General features: G+C 72.0%; 27 protein-coding genes. 15 read left to right on the plus strand and 12 right to left on the minus strand.

Annotation, left to right across the window (positions count from 1 at the left end; genetic code table 11):
* Nucleotides 1-71 precede the first annotated feature (71 nt).
* The 3 genes from ACH4S9_RS29580 (at nucleotide 72) to ACH4S9_RS29590 (ending at nucleotide 4,199) form a co-directional block, all read left to right on the plus strand.
* The gene (locus tag ACH4S9_RS29580; RefSeq protein WP_311724193.1) at nucleotides 72-509 is read left to right on the plus strand and encodes a gamma-glutamylcyclotransferase; all 438 of its coding nucleotides are present in this window, start codon (nucleotides 72-74) and stop codon (nucleotides 507-509) included.
* A 169-nt stretch (nucleotides 510-678) separates the two neighbouring features.
* Complete coding sequence (locus tag ACH4S9_RS29585; RefSeq protein WP_311724194.1) at nucleotides 679-1,500, plus strand: purine-nucleoside phosphorylase; 822 nt, start codon at nucleotides 679-681, stop codon at nucleotides 1,498-1,500.
* A gap of 953 nt (nucleotides 1,501-2,453) precedes the next feature.
* Nucleotides 2,454-4,199: a phospho-sugar mutase gene (locus tag ACH4S9_RS29590; RefSeq protein WP_398374538.1), complete on the plus strand. Its 1,746-nt coding sequence runs from the start codon at nucleotides 2,454-2,456 to the stop codon at nucleotides 4,197-4,199.
* A 19-nt stretch (nucleotides 4,200-4,218) separates the two neighbouring features.
* Here the strand turns inward: ACH4S9_RS29590 and ACH4S9_RS29595 are convergent, their stop codons facing one another.
* Nucleotides 4,219-5,169: a helix-turn-helix domain-containing protein gene (locus ACH4S9_RS29595; RefSeq protein ID WP_311724196.1), complete on the minus strand. Its 951-nt coding sequence runs from the start codon at nucleotides 5,167-5,169 to the stop codon at nucleotides 4,219-4,221.
* A 109-nt stretch (nucleotides 5,170-5,278) separates the two neighbouring features.
* Here ACH4S9_RS29595 and ACH4S9_RS29600 point away from each other — a divergent pair, with 109 nt between their 5' ends.
* Complete coding sequence (locus ACH4S9_RS29600) at nucleotides 5,279-6,313, plus strand: saccharopine dehydrogenase NADP-binding domain-containing protein (protein WP_311724197.1); 1,035 nt, start codon at nucleotides 5,279-5,281, stop codon at nucleotides 6,311-6,313.
* Nucleotides 6,314-6,319: 6 nt separating this feature from the next.
* On the opposite strand, the gene ACH4S9_RS29605 is transcribed toward ACH4S9_RS29600, so the two are convergent.
* The gene (locus tag ACH4S9_RS29605) at nucleotides 6,320-7,264 is read right to left on the minus strand and encodes a hypothetical protein (protein WP_398374540.1); all 945 of its coding nucleotides are present in this window, start codon (nucleotides 7,262-7,264) and stop codon (nucleotides 6,320-6,322) included.
* Nucleotides 7,261-8,493, minus strand: coding sequence for an FAD-dependent monooxygenase (locus ACH4S9_RS29610; RefSeq protein WP_398374542.1), 1,233 nt, complete (start codon nucleotides 8,491-8,493; stop codon nucleotides 7,261-7,263). The genes ACH4S9_RS29605 and ACH4S9_RS29610 overlap by 4 nt, the downstream gene beginning before the upstream one ends.
* Nucleotides 8,494-8,600: 107 nt before the next feature.
* Here ACH4S9_RS29610 and ACH4S9_RS29615 point away from each other — a divergent pair, with 107 nt between their 5' ends.
* Nucleotides 8,601-9,317 carry a TetR/AcrR family transcriptional regulator gene (locus ACH4S9_RS29615; RefSeq protein ID WP_385340874.1) on the plus strand — a complete coding sequence of 239 codons (717 nt, stop codon included), beginning with the start codon at nucleotides 8,601-8,603 and terminating at the stop codon, nucleotides 9,315-9,317.
* Nucleotides 9,318-9,338: 21 nt separating this feature from the next.
* A complete protein-coding gene (locus ACH4S9_RS29620; protein ID WP_385340876.1) occupies nucleotides 9,339-9,698 on the plus strand; it encodes a hypothetical protein in 360 nt (119 codons plus the stop codon).
* Here ACH4S9_RS29620 and ACH4S9_RS29625 read toward each other — a convergent pair whose 3' ends face one another.
* The 3 genes from ACH4S9_RS29625 to ACH4S9_RS29635 all read right to left on the minus strand — a co-directional run bounded on the left by ACH4S9_RS29625 (nucleotide 9,699) and on the right by ACH4S9_RS29635 (nucleotide 12,537).
* A complete protein-coding gene (locus ACH4S9_RS29625; RefSeq protein WP_385340878.1) occupies nucleotides 9,699-11,369 on the minus strand; it encodes a serine/threonine-protein kinase in 1,671 nt (556 codons plus the stop codon).
* 119 nt (nucleotides 11,370-11,488) lie between these two features.
* Complete coding sequence (locus tag ACH4S9_RS29630) at nucleotides 11,489-11,710, minus strand: DUF397 domain-containing protein (RefSeq protein ID WP_385340880.1); 222 nt, start codon at nucleotides 11,708-11,710, stop codon at nucleotides 11,489-11,491.
* A complete protein-coding gene (locus tag ACH4S9_RS29635; protein WP_385340882.1) occupies nucleotides 11,707-12,537 on the minus strand; it encodes a Scr1 family TA system antitoxin-like transcriptional regulator in 831 nt (276 codons plus the stop codon). Before ACH4S9_RS29635 ends, ACH4S9_RS29630 begins: the two co-directional genes overlap by 4 nt.
* A gap of 265 nt (nucleotides 12,538-12,802) precedes the next feature.
* On the opposite strand from ACH4S9_RS29635, the gene ACH4S9_RS29640 reads away from it, so the two are divergent.
* Nucleotides 12,803-13,159: a hypothetical protein gene (locus ACH4S9_RS29640; RefSeq protein WP_385340884.1), complete on the plus strand. Its 357-nt coding sequence runs from the start codon at nucleotides 12,803-12,805 to the stop codon at nucleotides 13,157-13,159.
* A gap of 26 nt (nucleotides 13,160-13,185) precedes the next feature.
* Here ACH4S9_RS29640 and ACH4S9_RS29645 read toward each other — a convergent pair whose 3' ends face one another.
* The 4 genes from ACH4S9_RS29645 to ACH4S9_RS29660 all read right to left on the minus strand — a co-directional run bounded on the left by ACH4S9_RS29645 (nucleotide 13,186) and on the right by ACH4S9_RS29660 (nucleotide 15,911).
* Nucleotides 13,186-14,115 carry a hypothetical protein gene (locus ACH4S9_RS29645; protein WP_398374545.1) on the minus strand — a complete coding sequence of 310 codons (930 nt, stop codon included), beginning with the start codon at nucleotides 14,113-14,115 and terminating at the stop codon, nucleotides 13,186-13,188.
* Nucleotides 14,116-14,177: 62 nt separating this feature from the next.
* The gene (locus ACH4S9_RS29650) at nucleotides 14,178-14,858 is read right to left on the minus strand and encodes a PH domain-containing protein (protein WP_398374547.1); all 681 of its coding nucleotides are present in this window, start codon (nucleotides 14,856-14,858) and stop codon (nucleotides 14,178-14,180) included.
* An 85-nt stretch (nucleotides 14,859-14,943) separates the two neighbouring features.
* Entirely contained in the window at nucleotides 14,944-15,585 is a 642-nt protein-coding gene (locus ACH4S9_RS29655; RefSeq protein WP_398374549.1) for a TetR/AcrR family transcriptional regulator, read from the minus strand.
* Nucleotides 15,585-15,911 (minus strand): non-heme iron oxygenase ferredoxin subunit, encoded by a 327-nt coding sequence (locus ACH4S9_RS29660; RefSeq protein WP_358848406.1) that lies wholly within the window; start codon nucleotides 15,909-15,911, stop codon nucleotides 15,585-15,587. The genes ACH4S9_RS29655 and ACH4S9_RS29660 overlap by 1 nt, the downstream gene beginning before the upstream one ends.
* Before the next feature lie 247 nt (nucleotides 15,912-16,158).
* Here ACH4S9_RS29660 and deoC point away from each other — a divergent pair, with 247 nt between their 5' ends.
* From deoC to ACH4S9_RS29680, 4 genes are all read left to right on the plus strand, one after another.
* Nucleotides 16,159-17,169, plus strand: a complete 1,011-nt coding sequence (deoC, locus tag ACH4S9_RS29665; RefSeq protein WP_361183835.1) for a deoxyribose-phosphate aldolase — start codon at nucleotides 16,159-16,161, stop codon at nucleotides 17,167-17,169.
* 22 nt (nucleotides 17,170-17,191) lie between these two features.
* Nucleotides 17,192-18,628: an aldehyde dehydrogenase family protein gene (locus tag ACH4S9_RS29670; RefSeq protein ID WP_398374551.1), complete on the plus strand. Its 1,437-nt coding sequence runs from the start codon at nucleotides 17,192-17,194 to the stop codon at nucleotides 18,626-18,628.
* Nucleotides 18,621-19,502, plus strand: coding sequence for an aldehyde dehydrogenase family protein (locus ACH4S9_RS29675; protein WP_398374552.1), 882 nt, complete (start codon nucleotides 18,621-18,623; stop codon nucleotides 19,500-19,502). Before ACH4S9_RS29670 ends, ACH4S9_RS29675 begins: the two co-directional genes overlap by 8 nt.
* Nucleotides 19,503-19,593: 91 nt before the next feature.
* On the plus strand, nucleotides 19,594-20,265 hold the full coding sequence (locus ACH4S9_RS29680; RefSeq protein ID WP_311724212.1) for an ATP-binding protein: 672 nt from the start codon (nucleotides 19,594-19,596) through the stop codon (nucleotides 20,263-20,265).
* A gap of 197 nt (nucleotides 20,266-20,462) precedes the next feature.
* Here the strand turns inward: ACH4S9_RS29680 and ACH4S9_RS29685 are convergent, their stop codons facing one another.
* A complete protein-coding gene (locus ACH4S9_RS29685; RefSeq protein ID WP_311724213.1) occupies nucleotides 20,463-21,218 on the minus strand; it encodes a SigE family RNA polymerase sigma factor in 756 nt (251 codons plus the stop codon).
* A 200-nt stretch (nucleotides 21,219-21,418) separates the two neighbouring features.
* Here ACH4S9_RS29685 and afsQ1 point away from each other — a divergent pair, with 200 nt between their 5' ends.
* From afsQ1 to ACH4S9_RS29705, 4 genes are all read left to right on the plus strand, one after another.
* The gene (gene afsQ1, locus ACH4S9_RS29690) at nucleotides 21,419-22,096 is read left to right on the plus strand and encodes a two-component system response regulator AfsQ1 (RefSeq protein ID WP_311724214.1); all 678 of its coding nucleotides are present in this window, start codon (nucleotides 21,419-21,421) and stop codon (nucleotides 22,094-22,096) included.
* A gap of 71 nt (nucleotides 22,097-22,167) precedes the next feature.
* Nucleotides 22,168-23,652 carry a HAMP domain-containing sensor histidine kinase gene (locus tag ACH4S9_RS29695; protein ID WP_311724618.1) on the plus strand — a complete coding sequence of 495 codons (1,485 nt, stop codon included), beginning with the start codon at nucleotides 22,168-22,170 and terminating at the stop codon, nucleotides 23,650-23,652.
* On the plus strand, nucleotides 23,649-24,251 hold the full coding sequence (locus tag ACH4S9_RS29700) for a hypothetical protein (RefSeq protein ID WP_398374554.1): 603 nt from the start codon (nucleotides 23,649-23,651) through the stop codon (nucleotides 24,249-24,251). Before ACH4S9_RS29695 ends, ACH4S9_RS29700 begins: the two co-directional genes overlap by 4 nt.
* A 101-nt stretch (nucleotides 24,252-24,352) precedes the next feature.
* The gene (locus tag ACH4S9_RS29705) at nucleotides 24,353-24,925 is read left to right on the plus strand and encodes a VanZ family protein (RefSeq protein WP_311724216.1); all 573 of its coding nucleotides are present in this window, start codon (nucleotides 24,353-24,355) and stop codon (nucleotides 24,923-24,925) included.
* 74 nt (nucleotides 24,926-24,999) lie between these two features.
* On the opposite strand, the gene ACH4S9_RS29710 is transcribed toward ACH4S9_RS29705, so the two are convergent.
* Complete coding sequence (locus ACH4S9_RS29710) at nucleotides 25,000-25,302, minus strand: ATP-binding protein (RefSeq protein WP_311724217.1); 303 nt, start codon at nucleotides 25,300-25,302, stop codon at nucleotides 25,000-25,002.
* Between the last annotated feature and the right edge of the window lie 32 nt (nucleotides 25,303-25,334).

Below are 25,334 nucleotides of genomic sequence, written 5' to 3' on the forward strand. Positions count from 1 at the left end.
CGACATCACTCTCACGGGGGGTTCCCGCCGCCCCCGAAACCTTCCTCCCTCACTCCCGTACCCTCTGAGCCATGTCGCTCTACGCCGCGTACGCCGGCAACCTCGACGCGCGGCTGATGTCCCGCCGCGCACCGCACTCCCCGCTGCGCGGCACGGGGTGGATCAACGGCTGGCGCCTCACCTTCGGCGGCGAGCAGATGGGCTGGGAGGGTGCCCTCCCGACCATCGTCGAGGCGCCGCGCTCCCAGGTCTTCGTCGCCCTGTACGACATCGCCCCCATGGACGAGGACTCCATGGACCGCTGGGAGGGGGTCGGCCTGGACATCTACCGCCGGATGCGGATCCGGGTCCACACCCTGGACGGCGACGAGCCGGCCTGGCTCTATGTGCTCAACGGCTACGAGGGCGGCCTGCCCTCCGCCCGCTACCTCGGCGAGATCGCGGACGCCGCGGAATCCGCGGGGGCCCCGCACGACTACGTCATGGAACTGCGCAAGCGCCCCTGCTGAGGCCGGGCGCCCCGCCGCCCTTCCCGTGCCCTGTCCTTGCCCTGCCCTTGCCGTGCCCTTTCCGTGCCTCTTTCCACACCACCCCGACGCGGTTCGATCGCGCCTTGGCAAAGAATCGAACACCGTCGTCAAGAACGTCTACGCGCGTAGGCAATCACCGGCTAGTCTCATGCGCGTGAACGCATCAGTTACCCATCAGGGGGACCCCTACGCCGCCGCCGACGTCGCGGCCGCACGCCTGCGCGAACTCACCGGCGAAGAGACCCACGACGTCGTCCTGGTCCTCGGCTCCGGCTGGGTGCCCGCCACCGACGCCCTGGGCGCCCCGGAACACGAGTTCCCGGTCACCGAACTCCCCTCCTTCCCGCCGCCCAGCGTCGAGGGCCACGCGGGCAAGATCCGCTCGTACAAGATCAACGACAAGCGAGCGCTGGTCTTCCTCGGCCGCACGCACTTCTACGAGGGCCTCGGTGTCGCCGCCGTCGCGCACGGCGTACGCACCGCCGTCGCCGCCGGCTGCAAGACCGTCGTCCTCACCAACGGCTGCGGCGGCCTCCGCGAGGGCATGCGCCCCGGTCAGCCGGTGCTGATCAGCGACCACATCAACCTCACCGCCGCCTCCCCGATCGTCGGCGCGAACTTCGTCGACCTCACCGATCTGTACTCGCCGCGGCTGCGCGCGCTCTGCCGGGAGATCGACCCCACCCTCGAGGAGGGCGTCTACGCGCAGTTCCCCGGCCCGCACTACGAGACGCCCGCCGAGATCAACATGACCCGCACCCTCGGGGCGGACCTGGTGGGCATGTCCACCGCCCTGGAGGCGATCGCCGCCCGCGAGGCGGGCGCCGAGGTCCTCGGCATCTCCCTGGTCACCAACCTCGCCGCGGGCATGACGGGCGAACCCCTCAACCACGAGGAGGTCCTCCAGGCGGGCCGCGACTCGGCCGCGCGGATGGGGAGCCTCCTGGCGCAGGTCCTCGACCGCGTCTGACGGCACCCGCCGGCGCCCCGCCCGCGGGCGGGGGCCCGAACCGCCGGCTCGCCGACCCGAGCCGACGCCCCGGACCCGACCGCCCCGGACCCGCAGGACCGGACCCGCCGGACCGGACCCGCAGGACCCGATGCGGCGCCCCGGACGCTCTGCCTCAGGCCGGTGACCCCGGCCGTACGGACCCGAGCCGCCGCGACCCGAGCCGCCGCGACGCGAGTTACGGACCCGAGTTTCGGACCCGGAGCCGCCTGCCGGACCCGCTGACCCGGCCGGGTCGACCGGAGCCGCCGGACCCGGGTCGCGGACGCCGAGCCGGTGCCTGGGACACGCTGCCCCAGGCCGCGGACCCGAGCCGCTGGTTCGAACCGCTGGGCAGGGTTGCCGGCCCGAGCCGCCGGACCGGACCGGACCGCTGGGCGGCTGCCGGCCCAGTCCACTACGCCCTGTCCGGCGGATCTTGGCGCCTGCGGCGGGCCGCTCCCCTCCCCTCCCCGCCCCTTCCCTCCCCCTGTCGATATGCGACTCTGCCGCACAGGGGCTCCGCCTCCGGACCCCGGCGTCTGGGGCGGAGCCACCCACACGGCGGAGCCGCAGATCGAAACGGTCGGGAAGGGGCAGGTAAGGGGGAGAGCCACCGCCGAACCCGGCGAGAGACGGCCGGGCGACCCGCAGGCCGGGTAGCGCACGGCCGGGCGACCGGACGACGGCGACCGCCAACGCGCGGCACCGGACCGGGCCGTCGCCGACCCGCCCCGCGCGGGCCCTGGCGTCGTGCCCGTTTCCCGGGGTACTCACTGGTCAGCCACGCTCGGCGGCCATCCAACCCCCGGCGGCCCCGAGGCGGTGGACGCGGGCTCGCGACAGCGCCGCCCGGCCCCGCCCCCGGACCGCACACCCGACCCAGCCACCGCCAGCCCCACCAGCCACCCCCCAGCCACCCCAGGAGGCCTCCCATGGCGCCCACCCCCGAGTCCGAGCTGATCTCCAAGGCCAGCACCTGGATGGCGGAGGACCCCGACCCCGAGACCCGCGAGGAGCTGGCCAAGCTGCTCCAGGCGGCCGACACGGGCGAACCCACGGCCCTCGACCAGCTCGCCGACCGCTTCTCCGGCACCCTTCAGTTCGGCACCGCCGGCCTCCGCGGCGAACTGGGCGCCGGGCCCATGCGCATGAACCGCGCCGTGGTCATCCGCGCCGCCGCCGGCCTCGCCGCGTACCTCGCCGAGCAGGGGCACTCCACCGGGCAGCCGCCCACCGCGCAGCGGCCCGGCCTCGTCGTCATCGGCTACGACGCCCGCTACAAGAGCGCCGACTTCGCCCGCGACACCGCCGCCGTCGTGACCGGCGCGGGCCTCCGGGCCGCGCTGCTGCCGCGCCCGCTCCCCACCCCCGTCCTCGCCTTCGCCATCCGCCACCTCGGCGCCGTCGCCGGGGTCGAGGTCACCGCCAGCCACAACCCGCCCCGCGACAACGGCTACAAGGTCTACCTCGGAGACGGCTCCCAGATCGTGCCGCCCGCCGACCTCGACATCGCCGCCGAGATCGCCGCGATCGGCGCCCTCGACAGCGTTCCCCGCCCGGACTCCGGCTGGGAGACCCTCGGCGACGACGTCCTGGACGCCTATCTCGCCCGTACCGACGCCGTTCTGACCCCCGGCTCCCCTCGGGACGTACGCGTCGTCTACACCCCGCTGCACGGCGTCGGCCGCGAGACCGTCACCGCCGCCTTCGCCCGCGCGGGATTCCCGGCCCCTGTGGTGGTCGCCGAGCAGGGCGAGCCGGACCCGGCCTTCCCGACCGTCGCGTTCCCCAACCCGGAGGAGCCGGGCGCGATGGACCTGGCGTTCGCCACCGCCCGCGGCCTCGGCCCCGGCGGGGCCGACATCATCATCGCGAACGACCCGGACGCCGACCGCTGCGCGGTGGCCGTACCGGCCGCGGCCCCCGCCGCGACCGCCTGGCGGATGCTCCGGGGCGACGAGGTCGGCGCGCTCCTGGCCACTCACCTCATCCACAAGAGCGCCCGCGGCACCTTCGCGACCTCGATCGTCTCGTCCTCCCTCCTGTCCCGCATCGCGCAGGCCGCGGACCTCCCGTACGCCGAGACGCTGACCGGCTTCAAGTGGCTGGCCCGGGTCGACGGGCTGCGCTACGCCTACGAGGAGGCGCTCGGCTACTGCGTCGACCCCGAGGGCGTACGCGACAAGGACGGCATCACCGCCGCCCTGCTCGTCGCCGAGCTGACGGCCGAGCTCAAGGAGCAGGGCCGCACCCTCACCGACCTGCTCGACGACATCGCGCTGGAGCACGGGCTGCACGCCACCGACCAGCTGTCCGTGCGCGTCGAGGACCTGTCCCTGATCGCCCAGGTCATGAAGCGGCTGCGCGAACAGCCGCCCACCGAGCTCGCGGGCCTCGCGGTGTCCGCCGGCGAGGACCTCTCGCGCGGTACGGCGGCCCTGCCCCCGACCGACGGCCTGCGCTATCAGCTCTCCGGCCGGGCCGGCGCCATCCCGGGGTCCACCGTCCGGTCGGCCCGGGTGATCGTCCGCCCGAGCGGCACCGAGCCGAAGCTGAAGTGCTACCTGGAGGTGGTGGTCGACGCCCCCGCGGCGGACGCCCTCGCCGCGGCGCGCGCGACGGCGGAGCAGGTCCTGTCGGCGCTCAAGGCGGATCTCGCGGAGGCGGCGGGGATCTGAGGCACGGCCGACGCGCCGATCAGGCCGGCCCCGTCCGGGAGCGGAAGGTGCGCCGGTAGGTGTCCGGGGGCACCCCGACCGTGCGGTTGAAGTGTCGGCGCAAGGTCGTGGCGGTGCCCATGCCGGTGGCCGCCGCGATGGCGTCGACACTGTCGCCGGTCGTCTCCAGCAACTCCTGGGCGTGGCGGATCCGCTGGGTCAGCAGCCACTGCAACGGGGTGGTGCCGGTCACCACCTTGAAGTGGCGGCCCAGGTTGCGCGAGCTCATCCGCGCCCGGCGGGCCAGGTCCTCCACGGTCAGCGGCTGGTCCAGCCGTTCCATCACCCAGGGGAACAGCTCGGCGAGCGGATGGTTGTCCGGGGCGGGCACCGGAGTGGTGACGAACTGGGCCTGGCCGCCGTCCCGGTGCGGCGGCACGACCAGGCGGCGGGCGACCGTGTTGGCGATCGACGAGCCGTGGTCGAGGCGGACCAGGTGCAGACACAGGTCCATCGCGGCGGCCTTGCCGGCGGAGGTGAGCACGCTGCCGTTGTCCACGTAGAGCACATCCGGGTCCACCTCCACCTCCGGGTAGCGGGCGGCCAGGACCTCGGTGTGCGCCCAGTGGGTCGTCGCGCGCAGCCCGTCCAGGAGGCCGGCGGCGGCCAGCACGAACGCGCCCGTGCAGAGGGAGGCCACGCGCGCGCCCGCCTCGTGGGCCGCGCGCACCGCGTCGACCAGGTCGGCCGGTGGGTCCTCGTCGATATCGGCCCAGCCCGGGACGATCACGGTGTCGGCGCGCCGGAGGTGGTCGAGCCCGTGGTCGGGCTCCAGGCGGAACCGGCCGACCCGCACGGCGCCCGTCCCGCAGAGGACGAAGTCGTACCAGGGGTCGGCCACGCCGGTCAGGTCGGCGCCGAAGACCTCGCACGCCGCGGACAGTTCGAAGTGAAGCATCCCGTCGGTGACGGCCAGCGCGACAGTGTTCACGTCCGGAATTGTATGGGTCATGTCGTTCCGGACACTCGTGTGGGGTGCCCGCCCTCGCCAGGATGTCCGTGACGGATCGCAGCGGATCATTCAAGTACGGGAGAGAACCATGGGATCAGGGCTCACGGTGGCGGTGTTCGGCGCGTACGGGCACACCGGGCGCTTTGTGGTGGCAGAGCTGCGGGAACGCGGTTTCGTCCCGGTTCTCTCCGGGCGGGACGCCGACAAGCTGAAGGTGCTGGCGGAGTCCGAATCCGGCCTGGACGCCCGCCCGGCGTCGGTCGACGACCCGGCCTCGCTCGACCGCGCGCTGGCCGGCGCGGCGGCCGTGATCAACTGCGCCGGGCCCTTCGCCACGACGGCCGCCCCCGTGATCGAGGCGGCCCTGCGCGCCGGGATCCCGTATGTGGACGTGGCGGCCGAGATCGAAGCCAATGTCGACACTTTCGCCCACTTCGCGGACCGCGCCCGCGCCGCGGGAACGGCGATCGTCCCCGCGATGGCCTTCTACGGCGGCCTCGGCGACCTGTTGGCCACCGCCGCGATGGGCGACGACTGGACGGCGGCCGACGAGGCGCACATCGCGTACGGGCTGAACGGTTGGCACCCCACCGCCGGGACGCGCACGGCGGGCGCGGTCTCCCGGCAGCGGCGGGGCGGCCGACACGTCCGTTACGCGAACGGACAGTTGGAGTACCACGACGACGAACTGCCGACCCTGGAGTGGCCCTTCCCCGACCCTATGGGCCCCCGGGCCGTGATCGGGGAGTTCACGATGGCCGACGTCGTCACCATCCCCAGCCACCTGTCCATCCCCGAGGTGCGCACCTACATGGCGGTCGAGGCCGCCCGGGACCTGTCGGCCCCGGACACCCCGGCGCCGGAGGCGGTCGACGAGCGCGGGCGGTCCGCGCAGACCTTCCTCGTCGATGTCGTCGTGCGCAACGGCGGCGCCGAACGGCGCGCCGTGGCAAGGGGCCAGGACATCTACGCCGTCTCCGCGCCGCTCGCGGTGGAAGCGGTCCACCGCATCCTCACGGGACGGACCAGGACGGTCGGTGTCGCCTCCGCGGGCGAGATCTTCGACGCGCCGGACTTCCTCCGCGCGCTGTCCGCGCATCTCTCCCTCGAAGTGCGTGGGTAGCGCACGTCATTCGGGCTGCGAGACCATCGCCGCCAGGCCGCACCCGGCGTCCAGGAAGAACGTGTGGTAGCCGACCATGTGGCTGATGTCCTGCATATCGATCTGGGCGATGTACGCCATGAGCTTCCCGCACGCCGGACACCGCGGGTACTCGGCGTCGTCCATCCACACCGGCCGGCCGCCGATCGCCGAGCCGTCGGGGTAGGGGCCCGACGGGTGGCCGGGGACCAGGCGCTCGGTGGGCGCCCCGGCCGCCGGGAGGCCCGTACCGGGCTCGGGCGGATCCGAAAGGCGGGAGGTCCCGTCCGGCCCGACGCCGAGGAACACCGGGTCGGCTTCGTCGACGGCGCACCCGTAACAGAGGACCAGCCGCAGCCGCCCCGACCAGCCGGCGTGCACCAGCGCCCCGGCGACCCGTGCGTCGGCCGTGTCCAGGTCCAGCGCGGTCCACAGCGCGGCGCCGCATCCCCGGCAGCGCTCCTGCGGGATCCGGCTTTCTTCGGCTTCCTCGGCTGCTTCGACCACCAGGTGGTGGGCGACGGGCCCGCACAGCTCCCGGGCCCGGTCCCCCTCCAACGTCCAGCCGCCTTCCGGCATGTACTCGGCGGGCGTGAGGAAGAGCTTGTCGGCGCCGGGCGGCGGCTGGTCGCGCCACCGCCGGAAGGCCTCCTCGGCGACCGGTCCCCGTGTCTGGGCCAGGGCGGCCAGCAGGTGGTTCAGGCGGAGTGCGCCTTTGCCGCCCGCATCGGCCTCGGCGACGAGACCACGCTGTGTCTCGTCGTCGGCCGCGCAGTACAGCGCGGCCGGATACACCACGTCCGCGGCGAGGAGCCGGGGCAGATAAGGCGCCAGGCTTTCCGGAGCGGTCCTCGCCAGTTCCTCGAGTTCGGGGGCGTCACCATCGCGTGCGGCAATGGCCCGGACAATGAGATCTTCCAGATGCTCCGTCATACGGGGAACGTAACAACGTCCCCCGACACGCCCGGCCCTGGGTTCGGGCGACGCGGCTCGGCGGCGTAGTCGGGCAGGGCCACATCGCTGCTGACCTTCTCCCCCAGCCTGAGCATCCAGTTCAGGAAGACGGGCTTGGACAGCAGGCCGTTGCGGAAGCGCAGGCCGGTCGCGGTGCCGGGCGCGAGGAACTTCCCGGTGCGGTCGCCGCCGGTCTGGCAGCCCTTGGCGTACTTCCGGAGCCTGTCCTCGTAGCGCGCGAAGGCCGCTCGATGGTCGCCTCCGGCCCGCGCGAGCTCGCCCGCCAGCACATAGGCGGCCACCATGGCGGTCCCGGTGCCCATCCCCCCGATGGTGGCCCCGCACGCGGCGTCGCCCACCAGGCACACCCGGCCCCGTGACCAGGTGTCCACGTCTGCCCGGCTGATCGAGTCGAAGTACAGCTCGGGGGCCCGGCGCAGCGAATCGAGCAGGCGGGGCACCTCCCAGCCGAGTCCGGAGAAGGCGTCGGCGATCAGACGCTTCTGCTGCTCGGGGTCGTGGCGGTCGTACGACAGCTCGGGACCGGCGAAGACGAAGAACGCCCCGGCCCGCGCCGGGTCCCGGCGGTCGGCCCCGACGGAGGCGAGCCGCCCCGGCGTGTTGTAGCCGACCGAGCCCCGCCCCCACCCCCGTTCGTTGGCGAGCTGCCAGGTGGCTGCGTAGTAGCCGAGGTGGCTCACGTAGTCCTCCTCGGGGCCGAAGGCGAGGCGCCGGACGTTGGAGTGCAGCCCGTCCGCGCCGATCACCAGGTCGAACTCGCGCGAGGCCGCGTGCCGGAAGTCGACCCGCACGCCGGAGGGCGTCTCGGTGAGGCCGGTGATCGAGTCGCCGAAGAGGTACTCGGTGTGGTCCAGGCTGCGCTCGTACAGCAGCCGGGCCAGGTCGCCGCGGAGCACCTCGATCGCGCCGCCGGCGAACTCAGCGGGCAGGTGCAGCAAGGTCCGACCGCCTTCGTCCACAAAGGTCATCGGGGAGCCGCCGGTCTGCATCGCGCGCAGCTCGGGCAGCAGGCCCATGCGCTCCAGGACGGTCAGGTGCGTATCGCCCCGGAAGTCGACGGCCTGGCCGCCACCGCGCAGGGCCGGGGCCAGCTCGACGACCGTCGGGTTGAAGCCGTGGCGCCCCAGCCAATAGGCCAGCGCCGGACCGGCGATGCTCGCGCCGGAGATAAGGACGTTCCGGTTCATGGTTCCCCACCCTTGAGAACTGTGTCCGACGGACACGATTAATTACTGTGTACCATAGACGCAGTTATTTGGCACGCCAAGATGCCGAGGCTGGAAGGGCGACGGACATGGGCGACAACCCTGCCGAGACCGTGCGGCTGCTGTGGGGCCCCCACGCCAAGCCGTCACGCGGCCCCCGGCCGACCCTCGACCTGGACCGCATCGCGCGGGCCGGGATCGAGATCGCCGACTCGGAGGGGCTGGCCGGCGTCTCGATGCAGCGGGTCGCCGCACAACTGGGCGTCACCAAAATGGCGCTGTACCGCTACGTCCCGGGCAAGGCCGAGCTGGTCGCGCTGATGGTCGATGCCGCGATCGGCCCGTACCCGGCGGCGGGCCCACAGCCGTCGGGCTGGCGGGGCCGGCTGGCGGACTGGGCCCGCCACCTGCTCTCCGCCTTCCTCCAGCACCCATGGACGCTGGACGCCACCGTCGGACCGCGGGTCATGGGGCCCGCGGAGCTGGGCTGGATGGAGCGCGCCATCTCCGCGCTGGACGGTACGGGGCTCAGCGGCGCCGAGCGGATGGACGCGGTCGTGCTGCTGGTCGGCCATGTACGCGCCATCACCCAGCAGGCCCGGGCGGCGGGCCCGGCGGGCACCCCCGAGGCGGAGCTGAGCGGCATCCTCGCCGACCTGATGCGGGCCCAGGGCGAGCGCTTTCCCGCCCTGGCCGCCGCCCTCGCCTCGGCGGAACAGTCCGGCGGGCAGGACCAGGCCTGGGAGTTCGGCCTCCAGCGCATCCTGGACGGCCTGGCCGTGCTCATCGACCAGCGCGGGCACTGACCGTCGTACACAATCGCGGCCATGGATCTCTTGGCCGTCCTGCCCTACAGCGACGGCCGACCTGCCCTCGAAACACGCGTCAACGCGGTGCGGTTCCTCCTGGAGTCGGGAGCCCGCCCCGAGGACGCCGAGGTGGCGGCCCAGCGGACGTGGCTACGGCCGGGGGACGGCCCGGCCTTGCACGCGCTGCTCCACTTCACCGGCTACTACGAGCGCGAGGTGCCCGGCGACATACTTCTCGAACTCGTCGACGAACTTCTCCGCCACGGTGTCCGCGACACCTCGTACCAGGGCAGCACCGCGCTGGAGTGCGCCGAGGCATGGGTGAAAGGCGGCCATGCCAACTACGAGCCGATGGTGCGACGGCTGCGGGATGCCTGATCAAAGATCGATGGGCAGCGTCCCAAAGGAGGCCGACGGCACCCACCGCTGACCGCCGTACTCGGAGAGGGCTTCCATCAGATCGGTCCGCTGTCGCTCCGTCATCGGGCCGAGGACACAGATGGGGATCCGCCCGCTCGGGCGCACTTTGACCGTGCCGGGCTCGGCATAGAGCCACCCCGCCGGCCGCATCATCGTCGGCCGCGTGGCACCGGACGCGAGGTCGATGTGAACTCCGGTGTACTGGTACGACGGTGAGCACTGGATCTCTTCGATGGCAACGCGCTGGATCCGGTCCCAGGCGAACTCGTGCCTTCCCGCGGCGCTGTGGGTCACGATGCCCTGGGGACCGACGTGCAGCCCCCATCCGCCTCTCTTTTTGCGCAGGAGCGCGTGTTGCACTTCCCAGAAGGTGTTCATGACCGCCCAGACGACCACGAGGGCCGCAGGAACCGCGACAAGGCCCCCCGATACGAAGAGAAGCACCCACGGGGTGAAATCGGCCTCAGGTCCCCTCTGAAAGTGCCCCGTACCCATCGGGAAGTAGATCATTCCTGTCGCCGCCATCGACAATCCCACGGCCCAGAACCAGGCACGGAAGACGCCCGGCCCGCGTGCGTAGGTGGACAGCGGCTCCTCGCCGGTCCAGGTCGCGTCGAACGGTCCGGCGGAGCTGGGCAGGCGCCGCGTCTGCACTGCCGTCTCCGCGGACGGCCGTGATGGCCGGGAGACGCGTTGCCCGAGCCGGGCCCGGGCAAGCGTTTCCGCCTGGGCGAGCACGGCCCTCATCGCCCCGGCCGTCCTGGCCAGCAGCACTTTACGAGCCTCGGCCGAACTGTCCGCAGGGCCGTACGCGAGCGCGGTCCGCAGGCGACTGAGGCGTTCGAGGACCTGCCGCGCCGACTCAGGACGTCGCTGCGGATCACGAGCCAGGAGTTCGGCGACCAGCGCCGTCAGCGCGGGCGGCAAGTCCGGGCGGAGTGAGGCGAGCGGGGGTGCGTCCTCGTCCAGTTTGCGGCGTACGAGCGCCAAGGCGTTGTGCCCGGTGAAGGGTGGCCGACCAGTGAGCAGGGCGAACAGCACCCCGCCGAAGGCGTAGAGGTCCGAACGCACGTCGCCGCGTTCGGTGAGGAACTGCTCCGGTGCGCCGTACTCGGGGGTGCCGGCAGGAGTCAGCTGGGAGGAACCCGCCACGGTGAACATGGTCTGGACGAACCCGGCGATACCGAAGTCGACCACCTTCACCTGGCCATCGGGGTTGATCATCACGTTGTGCGGCTTGATGTCGTAGTGGATGACACCGGCCTGATGCGCGGCGACGAGTGCCGCGCAGATCCCGTAGGCGATCTCCAGCGCGCGGGCGGCGGTCATCGGACTCTCGTCACGGATGTGCTGGGTGAGCGTGGCGCCCTCGACCTTCTCCATGATCAGGAACAGCGCGCCCTCGTGAACGCCACGGTCGTGAAGGGCGACCGCGTTGGGATGGTTGACCTGCGCGGCAGCCACGGCCTCCCGTTCGAACCGCAGGGCCAGCTCCGAGTCGGGCGCATCCTGGAGGACGAGCAGCTTGACCGCGACATCACGGCGCAGGCTCCGGTCTTTTCCGGCCCACACCTCGCCCATACCCCCACGGCCGAGCCGTTCGATCAGCTCGTACCTGCCTGCAATCAACTCCCCGCGTTCCAACGCCCACCCCCGTCGACTCGGGCATATCACAGCCAGGATAAGAACGATGCGGCGCAACGGCCCCCGCCAGCAGCGAGGGCCGTGCTCTGGTGCCGTTGACCGGATCAGGCAGTGGGGAACCCGCCACCCTTGACGGCCGAGACGAAGGACGACCAGGCTGCCACCGGAAAGACCAGTGCGGGGCCGTGCGGGTCCTTGCTGTCGCGGACGGGGACCCGGCCGGTGGACACGTAGGCGGGTGCCCACTCGACGCAATCACCGCCATCACCGTTGCTGTAGCTGGACTTGACCCACTCCGCGCGGGAGAGATCAGGGGTGCCACTCATGGCGTCAATGCCTCCATGACGGAACGGATGAATGCCGCCGTCTGGGTCGGCGACAAGGCGTATGCCCTGAGCAGATCGTACGACCGCATACGCCTCACCACCCTCTCCCTGTCCTCCAAGAGTTCACCCGTAGCGATGCTCTCCTCATAGGCGACGGTCGTACCGTCGTCCAGCGTCAGCAGATTCAGCGTGCCGCCCATCAGCGCATGCCCACCGTGCTCGAACGGCAGCAGCTGAATCACGCTGGTGGGAGTGTCCACCAGTTCTGCCAGGCGGGCCAGTTGGGCACGCATGACCACCGGCTCGCCGATCGGCCGCCGCACGGACGCCTCGTCCAAGACCACCGACAGATGAGGCGCTGGGGTGCCTCGCAACAGAGCCTGCCGACTCATGCGAGCCGCCACCTTCTCTTCTATTTCCTCTGCCGTCGCCTCGGGGTTGCTGACCCGGAACAGCTCCCGTGCGTAGTCCTCCGTCTGCAACAGACCGGGCACGAGCTGCCCGGCGTAGCAGGCGATGGCCTGCGCACGCGTCTCCAGCTCCATGCGCCGCCGGTACTTGTCCGGGTGCACCTCGCGCCGGGCCAGCGCGTACAGCTTCACGAAGATCCCGTCCGTGCCGAACGCCGCGTCCAGCTGAGCGGGGAGTTCGGGAGGGATCATGTACTCCGCGAGCTCGATCCGACCCAGGTGACTGCGGCTCGAGTTCACCACTTCGGCGAGCTGGTCCAGGCTCATCCCCGCCGCTTCGCGGTGTCGGCGCAGCTCGGCGCCGAAGAGATGGCGAACGCTTCGTTCGGGTGTCAGTTCGCGTTTGCGCGCGGCCATGTACGCAACTCCTGCCTCCCAAGGTGCGGTCGGGAGTCCAACCACTGCCGAGCGTACGCACCGACAGCCACGCTTGCACTACAAACAGTGAACAAGGCCCGCTACACGCAGGACCCCCGCGACGCGACTTGGAGGGAGCGTCCGGGGGCGCAGCCACCAGCCGTAGCCATAGAGGAGCTGATGACGTGACCGACCCTAACCGGCGCACACGCGCGTGCGTGAGTGCCCTTTTCGCCTCCCGGATCCACGGCGCGGAGGCAGCCGGATGAACGCGACGACCGGCCTGCGCCTGCTGCCCTGGACCAGTCCGGACGGCAAGCCGTGCTACCTGGCGGCGGACCACGGCGACAGCCCCCTGAGCCGACGCGCCGACAAGATCGAAGCCCTCCAGCTATCCATGGGGACACAACTTCTCGGCCACGCCCGCGCGCTACTCGCCGACCGCAAGGCGGACGCCGGAGAACTCCGGTTCCTGGCGAACCGCCTGTGCGAGGCGCTGCGCGATGTGCTGCGCGTGGCGGAGAGCAGGGGCAGGCGCCTGCCCGCGCACGACGATGACGGCACCACCGCCGATCCGGACCGCGACCACCGCCAGGGCAAGAGTCACGAGCCGGGTCGGTGAACTCAGGGGACTCAGGGGACTCAGGCTCAATAGTGCTCGCCGCGCGAGGGGCGGGTCGGTAGGCCCAGGCCGGTGAGCCACAGCTCGCCGTTGTCGCCCGCGCTGATGCTGTGAGCACACAACTCGTCCGGGCAGGTGGCTTTGCGAGCACGGCACTCGGCGATGATGAGCTCGGCGATCAGCCGGGGCGCGTCAGGGTCGGTTTCCGGCAGCTTGGTACGCCACCACTGGTGCTCATCCAGGATCTGCCAGCCACGCTCGCGCATCTTCGCTTGTCGTTCCTCGGTCTGTTCGATGCCCCGGTCGTGGATGCACACGGCCAGTTCGCGCCCGTGGTCGGCGGGCGTGTACGACACGATCATGTCGCGGCGCCAGTCGCGGGAGGTCCACAGAGTGAAGGCGATCCAGTCCCCCGGGGCCTGGACGGGATACTGCTCCACCCACGCGGCGAGCATGAGCTCCAGGCCCGTGACCGCATGATCCCAGTCGTCGGCGACCTTCACCCCGTTGTACGTCCAGGACGTAGCGAATCCGGGACCTTTGCGGTCGAGCTGCCATGTGTAGGGCAGTGCGTCGAAGCGGTGTGGCTGACCGCTGCGCGCGGGGCGAGTGCGGTCAAAGGTCCACCATTCATCACGTTCGAACTCGTCGGCGTCGTGCACCGACAGCTCGGCGTGGGTGTGGTCTCCGGACAGCTGAAGGATCCGTTCACGGGTGCACCAGCGCACCCTCGGGCCTCCGACGGCGCCGCCGAGCAGGGTAGGCGCGCCGATACGCGCCACGATCGCCTCGTACACCGGGCGCAGCGCCTCGCGGCGGGCGAGGCGATCCGCTCCGGCGGGGTAGGCCAGGACGGGGACAGGCTCCGAGCCGACGCTGCCAGAGGGGGTGAAGAGGGCTTCCGCTATGTCCTCGGCCCGCGCCGCAGGATCACTAGTGTTGATCACCCGGGTCATCCTCGCAGTCTCGGCCTGGCCGGGTACACGTAGACCGCTCAGGTAGCCGCTCAGGTGGCCGCTCAGGTGATCGCCAGCACCACCGCGAGCAGCACGATCCCCGCCACCGCAGGCGCGATGACCTCGAACGCCCAGCGCACCTCCGGCTCGCCCTGTGCGCCCTCGCGCTCGGCGTTCGTCTCCGCGAGGCCGCGCAGCTCGTCGATGGAGCGGTCGGCCGTGGCGCGCTGCGCCTCGGCCGCGTCCGCCGAGACCTGGACGGACGTACGGCGGAAGGGGTCCTCGGTCGCCGCCTTCGCCTGCCGCCGGCCCGCCCGCTTGCGCTGCCGCAGCGACACCGGGATGGCCCACATCTGGTACTTCGCGCCGCCCGCGAGCACCTCGCTGGAGAAGCCCGCGCGCACCGCCTCCACCGAGCCCCAGGGCAGGGTGATCGTACGGAAGGGGTTGCGCACCCGCAGCCGGTCCCGGCCCGCGTACACCGCGGGCCGCACCGTGAACGCGATCACCAGCGGCACCGCGAACAACAGCCCGGCCAGCGCCACCCACGGCGTCCGCCCCTCGCCCCGGATCACCGCGTCGATCCCCAGCCAGGCGCCGATCGCGAGCAGCAGCACGCCGCCCGCGATGCCGCCCGGAGAGCGGTAGACGCGGTCCGCGTACTCGGTCCCCTGGTCGGTGGACCCCTGGCCGGGCTCGTGCGGGGCGGAGGAGTCGTGCGAGGAGTCGTCCGGGCTCGTCATACGGCCGATTCTGCCGCACCGGCGCGGCGGCCTGTATGCAGGGCCTCGGGCAGGCCTCGGGCGGGCCCCGGAACCCTCGGCGCGATCAAGACCCTCCTCGCGCCGGGCCCCCCTGACAGCCGTCCGGTCGAGTCACCATGCGCACCAGGTCCGCCCAGGTGGCCTGGAGGTCGTCGGCGGGAACTCCGCGCTCGCGGACCAGATAGTCCGCCGTCTCGAAGGCCGTGAAGGCGAGCAGGGCATGGGCGAGCACGTCATGGTCACAGTCGACTCCCGCTTCCCACAGGAGCACCGACACATGGCGGTGAAACGCGCGACCCGTATCGGAGGCGTTGCGGTTCCGGGGGCGAAGTTGCCGCGCCAAGGCGGCGCCCAGGTCCGTGCCATCGGCGATGCGGTCGATCAGGGCCCAGCCGAACGCCGTCAGCCGGTCCGCCGCCGGTGCGCCGGGGCCGAGGGGCGGGGGACCGGAGGTGCACACCTCACGGAAGCCGGCCTCGGCCTCGTCGAGGAGGGCGGCCAGGAGGCCGTCCCGGTCACCGAAACGGCGGAAGAGGGTGCCCTTTCCCACGCCGGCCCCCTTCGCGACCGCCTCCATCGTCACGTGCTCGGCGCCGCGCTCGGCGACCAGGCGACGGGCGGCCTCCAGCAGGAGGGCGCGGTTGCGGGCGGCGTCGGAACGCTCGGCGCCGACGGCGCCGACCGCGGCGCCGTCCGGTGCGTCCATCAGCCCTCTCCCGTCAGGCGTACGTACACGCTCCCGTCGTCGATGCGAACCGGATAGACGGGGACGGGGCGTGTCGCCGGGGGATCGAGGGGCCTGCCGGTGCGCAGGTCGAACCTGGAGGCGTGCAGCCAGCATTCGATGCTGAAGCCGTCCACCTCGCCTTCGGAGAGCGAGACGGCGCTGTGCGAGCACATGTCGTGGATGGCGAAGACCTGCTGCCCGGTGAGGACGAGGGTGACGGGAACGCCCTCCACCTCGAAGCGCCGGGGGACGTTCTCCTCCAGCACGTCGAGCGCGCAGAGGTAGGTGTGGCCGCTGTCGGGCATCGTTCTCCTCGAAGCATGCGGAGGGGGCGCGGTTTCGGGGGCAGCCGTGCTCGTCCCGAGCGACACGTGTGAGCTGCTTCGATGGCCGAGGCTAGCGGGATGGGACGGAGCCGGGATGCGACCCGGGTCCCGGTCCGCGTCGGCAGATCGAACTAGTACTCCGGCAGGACTCCGCCCTCCGTACCAGGCGGTTCGGCATCCGGGGGTGACATTCGGCTACGCGCGTAGATATGCTCCCCTGGTGACCATGCCCACCACAGTTCCCGCATACGGCGCGGAAGCGGCCGAGCGACTGGCGTCGATGGCGGACGTGACCGCCACCGACGGCGCGCTGCGCCGCTTTCTGCACGGCCTGCCGGGCGTCGACGCGGTCGGCCTCCAGGCCCGTGCCGCCGCGCTCGGCACCCGCTCGATCAAGACCACGGCGAAGGCGTACGCCATCGACCTGGCCATCTCCATGATCGACCTGACGACCCTGGAGGGCGCGGACACCCCGGGCAAGGTCCGGGCGCTGTGCGCCAAGGGGGTCAGCCCCGACCCGACCGACCGCACCGTCCCCAAGGTCGCGGCGATCTGCGTCTACTCCGACATGGTGGCCACCGCCAAGCAGGCCCTGGCCGAGGCGGGCGGGCCCGAGGTCCATGTGGCCTCCGTCGCGACCGCCTTCCCCTCCGGCCGGGCGGCGCTCGCCGTCAAGCTCGCCGACACCCGGGAGGCCGTGGCCGCCGGGGCCGACGAGATCGACATGGTGATCGACCGCGGCGCGTTCCTGTCCGGGCGCTACCTCCAGGTCTTCGAGGAGATCCGGCAGGTCAAGGAGGCGTGCCGACGCGAGGACGGCAGCGGCACCGCCGCCCACCTCAAGGTCATCTTCGAGACCGGTGAGCTCCAGACGTACGACAATGTGCGCCGCGCCTCCTGGCTGGCGATGCTCGCGGGCGCCGACTTCATCAAGACCTCCACCGGCAAGGTGGCGGTCAACGCGACGCCGCCCGTCACCCTCCTCATGCTGGAGGCGGTCCGCGACTTCCGCGACACCACCGGGGTGCAGGTCGGGGTGAAGCCCGCGGGCGGCATCCGCACCTCCAAGGACGCCATCAAATACCTGGTGCTGGTCAATGAGACGGTGGGCGCGGACTGGCTGACGGCCGACTGGTTCCGCTTCGGCGCCTCCAGCCTCCTCAACGACCTGCTGATGCAGCGCCAGAAGCTGAGCACCGGACGGTACTCCGGTCCCGACTATGTGACGGTGGACTGAAGCTGCCATGACGAACCCAGCCATGACGAACGCATTCGAGTACGCGCCCGCACCGGAGTCCCGCTCCGTCGTCGAGATCGCCCCGTCGTACGGGCTGTTCATCGACGGCGAGTTCGCCGAGGCCGCCGACGGCAAGGCCTTCAAGACTGTCTCCCCCGCCACCGAGGAGACCCTGTCCGAGGTCGCCCAGGCGGGCGCCGAGGACGTGGACCGCGCGGTCAAGGCGGCCCGCAAGGCCTTCGGGAAGTGGTCCGCGCTGTCCGGCGCCGAGCGCGCCAAGTACCTCTTCCGCATCGCCCGCATCGTCCAGGAGCGCTCGCGCGAGCTCGCGGTCCTGGAGTCGCTGGACAACGGCAAGCCGATCCGCGAGTCGCGCGATGTCGACCTTCCCCTGGTCGCCGCGCACTTCTTCTACTACGCGGGCTGGGCCGACAAGCTCGACTACGCGGGCTACGGGCCGAACCCGAAGCCGCTGGGCGTCGCGGGCCAGATCATCCCCTGGAACTTCCCGCTCCTGATGCTCGCGTGGAAGATCGCCCCCGCCCTCGCCGCGGGCAACACGGTCGTCCTCAAGCCCGCCGAGACCACCCCCCTGTCCGCCCTCTTCTTCGCGGACGTCTGCCGCCAGGCCGGGCTCCCCAAGGGCGTCGTCAACATCATCACCGGCGACGGCTCCACGGGCGCCGAGCTGGTGGCCCACCCCGGCATCGACAAGGTCGCGTTCACCGGCTCCACCGAGGTCGGCAAGGCGATCGCCCGCGGCGTCGCCGGTACGGACAAGAAGGTCACCCTCGAACTGGGCGGCAAGGCGGCCAACATCGTCTTCGACGACGCGCCGATCGACCAGGCCGTCGAGGGCATCGTGGGCGGCATCTTCTTCAACCAGGGCCACGTCTGCTGCGCGGGCTCCCGCCTCCTCGTCCAGGAGTCCATCCAGGACGAGCTGCTGGACGCGCTCAAGCGCCGGATGCGCACGCTCCGGGTCGGCGACCCGCTGGACAAGAACACCGACATCGGCGCGATCAACTCGGCCGAGCAGCTGGCCCGGATCCGTACCCTCGCGGACGCGGGCGAGGCGGAGGGCGCCGAGCGCTGGGCCCCGGAGTGCGCCCTGCCCTCCTCCGGCTACTGGTTCGCGCCCACCCTGTTCACCGGCGTCACCCAGGCCCACCGCATCGCGCGCGAGGAGATCTTCGGCCCGGTGCTCTCCGTCCTGACCTTCCGCACCCCGGAGGAGGCGGTCGCGAAGGCGAACAACACCCCGTACGGCCTGTCCGCCGGGATCTGGACCGAGAAGGGCTCGCGCATCCTGTGGATGGCGAGCAAGCTCCGCGCGGGCGTGGTGTGGTCCAACACCTTCAACAAGTTCGACCCGGCCTCTCCGTTCGGCGGCTACAAGGAGTCCGGTTACGGCCGCGAGGGCGGCCGCCACGGCCTGGAGGCGTACCTCGATGTCTGAGAAGTCCGATAAGCACGACGAGCGCCTGGGCGTTCTCAAGACCTACAAGCTGTTCGTCGGGGGCAAGTTCCCCCGGTCCGAGAGCGGGCGGGTGTACGAGGTGACCGACCCTAGGAACAGGTGGCTCGCCAACGCGCCGCTCTCCTCCCGCAAGGACGCCCGCGACGCGGTCGTCGCCGCCCGCAAGGCGTTCGGCGGCTGGTCGGGGGCCACGGCCTACAACCGCGGCCAGATCCTCTACCGCGTCGCCGAGATGCTGGAGGGCCGCCGCGAGCAGTTCGCGCGGGAGGTCGCCGACGCGGAGGGGCTCGGCAAGTCCAAGGCCGCCGCCGTCGTGGACGCTGCGGTCGACCGCTGGGTCTGGTACGCGGGCTGGTCCGACAAGGTCGCCCAGATCGCCGGGGCCGCCAACCCGGTCGCGGGCCCGTACTTCAACCTCTCCACGCCCGAGCCGACCGGTGTGGTGGCCGTGCTGGCGCCGCAGGAGTCGTCGTTCCTCGGGCTGGTCTCCGTGATCGCCCCGGCGATCGTCACCGGCAACACGGCCGTGGTCGTGGCGAGCGAGCGGGCCCCGCTCCCGGCGCTCTCCCTCGGCGAGGTCCTGGCCACCTCCGACCTCCCGGGCGGCGTGGTCAACGTCCTCTCCGGCCGCACCGCCGAGATCGCCACCCCGCTCGCCGCCCACCAGGACGTCAACGCGATCGACCTCGCGGGAGCGGACGCGGAGTTGGCCCGCGCGCTGGAGGAGGCGGCCGCGGACAACCTCAAGCGCGTCGTCCGTCCACAGCCTGTGGACTGGTCGGCCGACCCGGGCACGGCCCGGCTGCTGTCCTTCCTGGAGACGAAGACGGTGTGGCACCCGATGGGCGTGTAGCGCGCCCGGGGGAACGCCGCGCGACCGCCGGGGGAACACCACACGACCTGAGGGGTCCCCCCGGCGGCGCCATGCCTCACACTGGTGTCCCGTGACCGTTCCTCCCATAACCGCCCGCGTCGTCCTGCTGTCCGGGCCCTCCGGCTCCGGAAAGTCGTCCCTGGCGGTCCGCACCGGGCTGCCCGTGCTCAATCTGGACGACTTCTACAAGGAGGGCGACGACCCCTCGCTGCCACAGCTCCCGGGCGGGGCGGGCGCCGACTGGGACTCACCTCTGTCATGGGACGCGGACGCGGCGGTCGCGGCGATCGAGGAGCTGTGCCGTACGTCCCGTACGACGGTGCCGGTGTACGACATCGCCACCAGCGCCATCGTCGGCGCCGAGCCGCTGGGCATCGGCCGCACCCCGCTGTTCGTCGCCGAGGGGATCTTCGCCGCCGACATCATCGAGCGCTGCCGCGCGCTCGGCGTCCTCGCCGACGCCCTCTGCCTGCGCGGCCGCCCCTCCACCACCTTCCGCCGCCGCCTGGTGCGCGATCTGCGGGAGGGGCGCAAGTCGGTGCCCTATCTGCTGCGGCGGGGCTGGCGGCTGATGCGCTCGGAGCGCGGGATCGTGGCGCGGCAGGCGGCGCTGGGGGCCTACCCGTGCGGGAAGGACGGGGCCATGGGCCGGATCGCGGCCGCCGCGGCCGCCGGCCGGGCCCGCCCCGGCACGAGGGCCGCGGAGGCGGCGCCGAGCGGCGCCGCGCCTCAGTCCGCCTGAGGCAGCCGAACCCCCGACAGTCGGACAGCGGAAAGCGGGCCCGGACAGACCCCCCGGCCGTCCGGACCCGCTCGTTTCCCCCGTGATCCCCCGTGATCCCCCGTACTTCCCCCGTTTCCCCCGTGCTACCGGCGCTCCCCCGAACGCCGGCCCCCGTGGTCCCCCCGCGGTTCCCCCGTGTCCCCCACCCTCATCCCTCAGGCGACAAGCTCCCCGAAGGACTCCTCCTCGTCCCGGCCGAAGCTGAGGCACTCGTCCTCACGCAGCCGGCGCAGCGAGCGCCAGATGCTGCTTTTGACCGTTCCGACACTGATGTTGAGTATGTCCGCGATCTCCGGGTCTGTCCGACCCTCGTAGTAGCGCAGCACCAGCATCGTGCGCTGGAGCTCGGGCAGCCGGGCCAGGGCCTGCCACAGCACGGCGCGCAGCTCGGTGCCGCGCATCGCGTCGTGGTCGCCCACCGTCTCCGGCAGCTCCTCCGTCGGGTACTCGTTGAGCTTGCGCCGACGCCAGGCGCTGATGTGCAGATTGGTCATGGTGCGGCGGAGATAGCCGCCGACCGCTGCCTTGTCACTGATCCGGTCCCAGGCCCGGTAGGTCGAGAACAGCGCGCTCTGGAGCAGGTCCTCGGCCTCGAACCGGTCGCCGGTCAGGTGGTAGGCGGTGGCGTACAGGGAGGCGCGGCGTTCCTGGACGTAGGCGGTGAACTCCGCCTCCGACGCATCGCGCCGCTCCCCCGATTCCTCCCTGTACGAGCTTCCCCCGTTCCCCCCGCGTCCCCCGTTGTCCCCCGTGTACGCGTCAATAGCCACCATGTAAGGAGGCCGCTGACGCCCGGTGCCGCGAGCGCACCCCCGCCCGCTCACGGCACCGGACTTCTCGTTGCTCCGGCCGGCGTCGTGGAGGCGCGTGCGAATGACTGCGCTGGCGTTGTTGAAGTGCAGTGTGTTCATCTCGCGCCCCCCGTCGGCAGAGCTTGCTCGGTTCTCGCTTCCCGGGCCGTCGTTCCTCCCGGTGCCCAAAAGATTGCCGGGCCAGTTTCATGGCCCTGTCTGCCGACTGTCACAGGCTCGTCACAGGGGTAGGGGGTGAATGAACCTCCTGGCCGCCTGACGGTCGAACTACAGGCCCCTTGTAGGCCAGAATGACCAACGTGCCTTTCCTTCTGCTGATCGAGGACGACGACGCCATCCGCACGGCCCTCGAACTCTCCCTGTCCCGCCAGGGCCACCGCGTGGCGACGGCGGCGACCGGCGAGGACGGCCTGAAACTGCTGCGTGAGCAGCGGCCGGATCTGATCGTGCTGGATGTGATGCTGCCCGGCATCGACGGCTTCGAGGTGTGCCGCCGCATCCGGCGCACCGACCAGCTGCCGATCATCCTGCTGACCGCGCGGAGCGATGACATCGACGTCGTGGTCGGGCTGGAGTCGGGTGCGGACGACTATGTGGTCAAGCCCGTGCAGGGGCGGGTGCTCGACGCCCGTATCCGCGCGGTGCTGCGCCGCGGCGAGCGGGAGGCCAATGACTCGGCGTCGTTCGGCAGCCTGGTCATCGACCGTGCGGCCATGACCGTGACCAAGAACGGCGAGGACCTCCAGCTCACCCCCACTGAGCTGCGGCTGCTGCTGGAGCTGAGCCGCAGACCCGGGCAGGCGCTGTCGCGGCAGCAGCTGCTGCGGCTGGTGTGGGAGCACGACTATCTCGGTGACTCCCGGCTGGTGGACGCGTGCGTACAGCGACTGCGCGCGAAGGTGGAGGACGTGCCGTCGTCCCCGACGCTGATCCGTACGGTGCGCGGCGTCGGATACCGGCTGGACGCGCCGCAGTGAGCGAGAAGCCCGGCCGGGCCCGCGGCTGGGCCGCGTGGTTCCTGCACTGGCTCAGTCTGAGGCTGCGGCTGATGCTGGTGTTCGGTCTGGTGGCGCTGGCGGCCGCGGTGTCCGCGTCGGCGATCGCGTACTGGCTGAACCGCGACGCGGTGCTCACGCGCACCCAGGACGCCGCGCTCGACGACTTCCGCAAGTCTCTGAAGGAGGCCACCGACCCGCTGCCCTCCGTGCCGACCTGTCCCGAATTGCAGGACGCGGCGGCTCGGATGGCGGACAACACCCAGAAGTACGAGGTGGTGCTGGTCGCCCCGACCGAGGGCGGCGGCCCGTGCCCCGCGGCCTCCGCGGACGAACTGTTCACGCTGAAGACCGTGCCGGAGGCGCTGCGGAGCGCGGTGGACAGGAAACGCGCCGTCGCGGGCTCCAATACCTCCCCGTACCACCTCTACTGGCAGCGGATCACGGTGAAGGGCACCCCGTATCTGGTCGCCGGCGCGCGGGTGAACGGCGGCGGGCCGACCGGCTACATGCTCAAGTCCCTGGAGACCGAGCGCCAGGACCTCAACTCCCTGGCCTGGTCCCTGGGCATCGCCACCGCCCTGGCGCTGATCGGCTCCGCGCTGCTCGCGCAGGCCGCCGCGGCCACGGTGCTGCGGCCGGTGCAGCGGCTCGGGGAGGCCGCGCACCGGCTGGGCGAGGGGCACCTGGACACCCGCCTCGAGGTCTCCGGCACCGATGAGCTCGCCAATCTCTCCCGTACGTTCAACCGGGCCGCGGAGCGGCTGGAGAAGCGGGTGGAGGAGCTGAGCGCGCGGGAGGCGGCCAGCCGCCGCTTCGTCGCGGACATGTCTCACGAACTGCGCACCCCGCTCACCGCGATCACGGCGGTGACCGAGGTGCTGGAGGAGGAGACCGACGCGCTCGACCCGATGATCGCCCCGGCGGTGCAGCTGGTGGTGAGCGAGACGCGGCGGCTGAACGACCTGGTGGAGAACCTGATGGAGGTGACCCGCTTCGACGCGGGCACGGCACGGCTGGTCCTCGACGATGTCGATGTCGCGGACCAGGTGACGGCGTGCATCGACGCCCGCGCCTGGCTGGACGCGGTCGAGCTGGACGCGGAGCGCGGCATCGTGGCCCGGCTCGACCCGCGGCGGCTGGACGTCATCCTCGCCAACCTGATCGGAAACGCGCTCAAGCACGGCGGCTCACCGGTCCGGGTCTCGGTGCGGCCCGTGGACGACGAGCTGCTGATCCAGGTCCGGGACCACGGCCCGGGCATCCCCGAGGATGTGCTGCCGCATGTCTTCGACCGCTTCTACAAGGCCAGCGCCTCCCGGCCCCGGTCGGAGGGCAGCGGCCTCGGCCTGTCCATCGCGCTGGAGAACGCCCATATCCACGGCGGCGAGATCACCGCGGACAACTTCCCCGACGGCGGCGCCGTCTTCACGCTGCGCCTGCCCATGGACGCGTCACGGCTCAACGAGCCGGACCAGGACAGTGGCCAGGACAACACCGATGGTCAGGACGGCCCGGACGAGGGGGGTAAGCGATGAGGCGGCGGGCGGCGGGCGCCCTGCTCGGGGCGATGGCGCTGCTGACCGCGGGATGCGGCATCCGCGGTACGTCGGTGCCGGTGGACGCGGGCCCCGCCCCGTCGCGCGCGTCGTGCCAGGCGCCCGAGCCGGGGCGGTCGGCCGAGGGGGAGGGCTGGGTCTCCGTGCGGATCTATCTGCTGTGCACCTCGCGGATCCTCTCCGTGAGCCGCACCACACAGCTGACGGACGAGAAGACACCCCCGAAGCCGCTGGAGATCGCCCAGGCGCTGCTGGAGCAGTTGCGGGAGCCGCCGACGGCGGCCGAGGAGGGGGCGGGGTTCTCCACCGCGGTGGAGGACTGGGTAAAGATCTCCGGCCCGGCCAAGGGCGACCCGGACGACGCGCTGCGGCTGAACCGGCTGCCGGAGGAGCTCCAGTCCTACGCGCTCGCGCAGATCGTCTGCACCCTTGCGGAGACCTCGGCGGCGGATTCCGCACACCGGGTGGTGCTCGGCGGCCCGGACGCCGAACGGGATCCGCTCAAGCGGTACGAGTGCACGGAGGAAATGCGCCGGCACCCCGAGATCGCGGTGAATTCCGGAGTGCTCGTCTCCTGATCCCGCTTGTCCGGGCTCTCGGCCGACTCACCGGTAACCCGTTTCTCACCAGCGCGCCTCCTGCGGAACCGGGACCCCCGCAAGAGGCGTCCTTAAGAAGCGTGCAGGGTCATGGTTCCGGCCGCCGCAGGGCCGCCTTCCGCTTCCGCGCCGCGGGCTTCGTGCTTCTGGTCGCACACCTCTCGTACGTGGGCTGGCTGACCCTGCGCCCGCTCACCGCGCCCTGGGTGACCGCCGTGTCCCTGGAACCGCTGGCCACCATCCGCGCCGATCTGGCGCTCGGCCCCTGGGAGGCCACCCGCAGCATCGGCGGCGCGCTGCTGCTGCTCGCGCCGCTGGGGGTGCTGCTGCCGCTGGCGGGGGGCCGGGTGACGGTCTACCCGCTCGCCTCGTTCGTCCGGACGGTCTTCGCCGGCGCCATGCTCTCCCTGACGATCGCGCTCGTGCACAGCGAGCTGACCGGCCAGATCATGAACGTCGACACGGTGCTGCTCAACACGGCGGGCGTCGCGCTCGCGCATCTCGCGGTGGTCCCCCCGGTACGGGCATGGCTGCGCCGGCGGGCGGACCGGAAGCAGGCCGCACACCCCCGGCGCCAGGGCCGGGAAGGGGAGCGCGAGGAGGGCGTCCAGGCCGTGGCCTCGACCATCGCCGGCGTCGGGATCGCCCCGTAGCAGTACTTGCGCACACGCCGGGGCCCGCACGCCCGGTCCGGGTGTGCGGGCCCCAGTGCCCGACAGTGCGCGGGTCAGCCCAGCAGGCCGCCCGCCAGACCGCCGGCACTCAGGCCCTGGAGGGGGAGGCCGCCCAGCAGGCCCTTGTTGGGGCCGGGCTGGCCCGGCCGCGGGGCCGCCTGCGGGGCCGCCTGCGGCGCCTGTCCCGGCGACGCCGGTCCCTGCCCGGCGACCGCCTTCGTCTGCCCGGCTGCCCCGCCGGGGGCCGCGGGGCCGACCGGGGCGTTGCCCGCCGCGGCCGCGGTGCCGCCTCCGGCAATGACGGCGACCGCACCGAGGGCAATGGCGCCGAGGGTCTTGATGGTTCCCTGCTTCATCAGAAATCTGTCCTTGAGACGGGGGCTTGACC

The organism is Streptomyces sp. NPDC021225, from assembly GCF_044332865.1.
GTDB lineage: Bacteria > Actinomycetota > Actinomycetes > Streptomycetales > Streptomycetaceae > Streptomyces.

Coding starts and splice junctions, on each gene's coding strand:
- ACH4S9_RS29580 (WP_311724193.1), top strand. CDS start 72: ATGTCGCTCTACGCCGCGTACGCCGGCAACCTCGACGCGCGGCTGATG.
- ACH4S9_RS29700 (WP_398374554.1), top strand. CDS start 23,649: ATGAGGCGGCGGGCGGCGGGCGCCCTGCTCGGGGCGATGGCGCTGCTG.
- ACH4S9_RS29675 (WP_398374552.1), top strand. CDS start 18,621: ATGTCTGAGAAGTCCGATAAGCACGACGAGCGCCTGGGCGTTCTCAAG.
- deoC (WP_361183835.1), top strand. CDS start 16,159: ATGCCCACCACAGTTCCCGCATACGGCGCGGAAGCGGCCGAGCGACTG.
- ACH4S9_RS29695 (WP_311724618.1), top strand. CDS start 22,168: ATGCTGGTGTTCGGTCTGGTGGCGCTGGCGGCCGCGGTGTCCGCGTCG.
- ACH4S9_RS29650 (WP_398374547.1), bottom strand. CDS start 14,858: ATGACGAGCCCGGACGACTCCTCGCACGACTCCTCCGCCCCGCACGAG.
- ACH4S9_RS29605 (WP_398374540.1), bottom strand. CDS start 7,264: ATGACGGAGCATCTGGAAGATCTCATTGTCCGGGCCATTGCCGCACGC.
- ACH4S9_RS29670 (WP_398374551.1), top strand. CDS start 17,192: ATGACGAACGCATTCGAGTACGCGCCCGCACCGGAGTCCCGCTCCGTC.
- ACH4S9_RS29630 (WP_385340880.1), bottom strand. CDS start 11,710: ATGAGTGGCACCCCTGATCTCTCCCGCGCGGAGTGGGTCAAGTCCAGC.
- ACH4S9_RS29610 (WP_398374542.1), bottom strand. CDS start 8,493: ATGAACCGGAACGTCCTTATCTCCGGCGCGAGCATCGCCGGTCCGGCG.
- ACH4S9_RS29685 (WP_311724213.1), bottom strand. CDS start 21,218: ATGAACACACTGCACTTCAACAACGCCAGCGCAGTCATTCGCACGCGC.
- ACH4S9_RS29585 (WP_311724194.1), top strand. CDS start 679: ATGCGCGTGAACGCATCAGTTACCCATCAGGGGGACCCCTACGCCGCC.
- ACH4S9_RS29655 (WP_398374549.1), bottom strand. CDS start 15,585: ATGGACGCACCGGACGGCGCCGCGGTCGGCGCCGTCGGCGCCGAGCGT.
- ACH4S9_RS29710 (WP_311724217.1), bottom strand. CDS start 25,302: ATGAAGCAGGGAACCATCAAGACCCTCGGCGCCATTGCCCTCGGTGCG.
- ACH4S9_RS29590 (WP_398374538.1), top strand. CDS start 2,454: ATGGCGCCCACCCCCGAGTCCGAGCTGATCTCCAAGGCCAGCACCTGG.
- ACH4S9_RS29660 (WP_358848406.1), bottom strand. CDS start 15,911: ATGCCCGACAGCGGCCACACCTACCTCTGCGCGCTCGACGTGCTGGAG.
- ACH4S9_RS29640 (WP_385340884.1), top strand. CDS start 12,803: ATGAACGCGACGACCGGCCTGCGCCTGCTGCCCTGGACCAGTCCGGAC.
- ACH4S9_RS29620 (WP_385340876.1), top strand. CDS start 9,339: ATGGATCTCTTGGCCGTCCTGCCCTACAGCGACGGCCGACCTGCCCTC.
- ACH4S9_RS29615 (WP_385340874.1), top strand. CDS start 8,601: ATGGGCGACAACCCTGCCGAGACCGTGCGGCTGCTGTGGGGCCCCCAC.
- ACH4S9_RS29600 (WP_311724197.1), top strand. CDS start 5,279: ATGGGATCAGGGCTCACGGTGGCGGTGTTCGGCGCGTACGGGCACACC.
- ACH4S9_RS29635 (WP_385340882.1), bottom strand. CDS start 12,537: ATGGCCGCGCGCAAACGCGAACTGACACCCGAACGAAGCGTTCGCCAT.
- ACH4S9_RS29645 (WP_398374545.1), bottom strand. CDS start 14,115: ATGACCCGGGTGATCAACACTAGTGATCCTGCGGCGCGGGCCGAGGAC.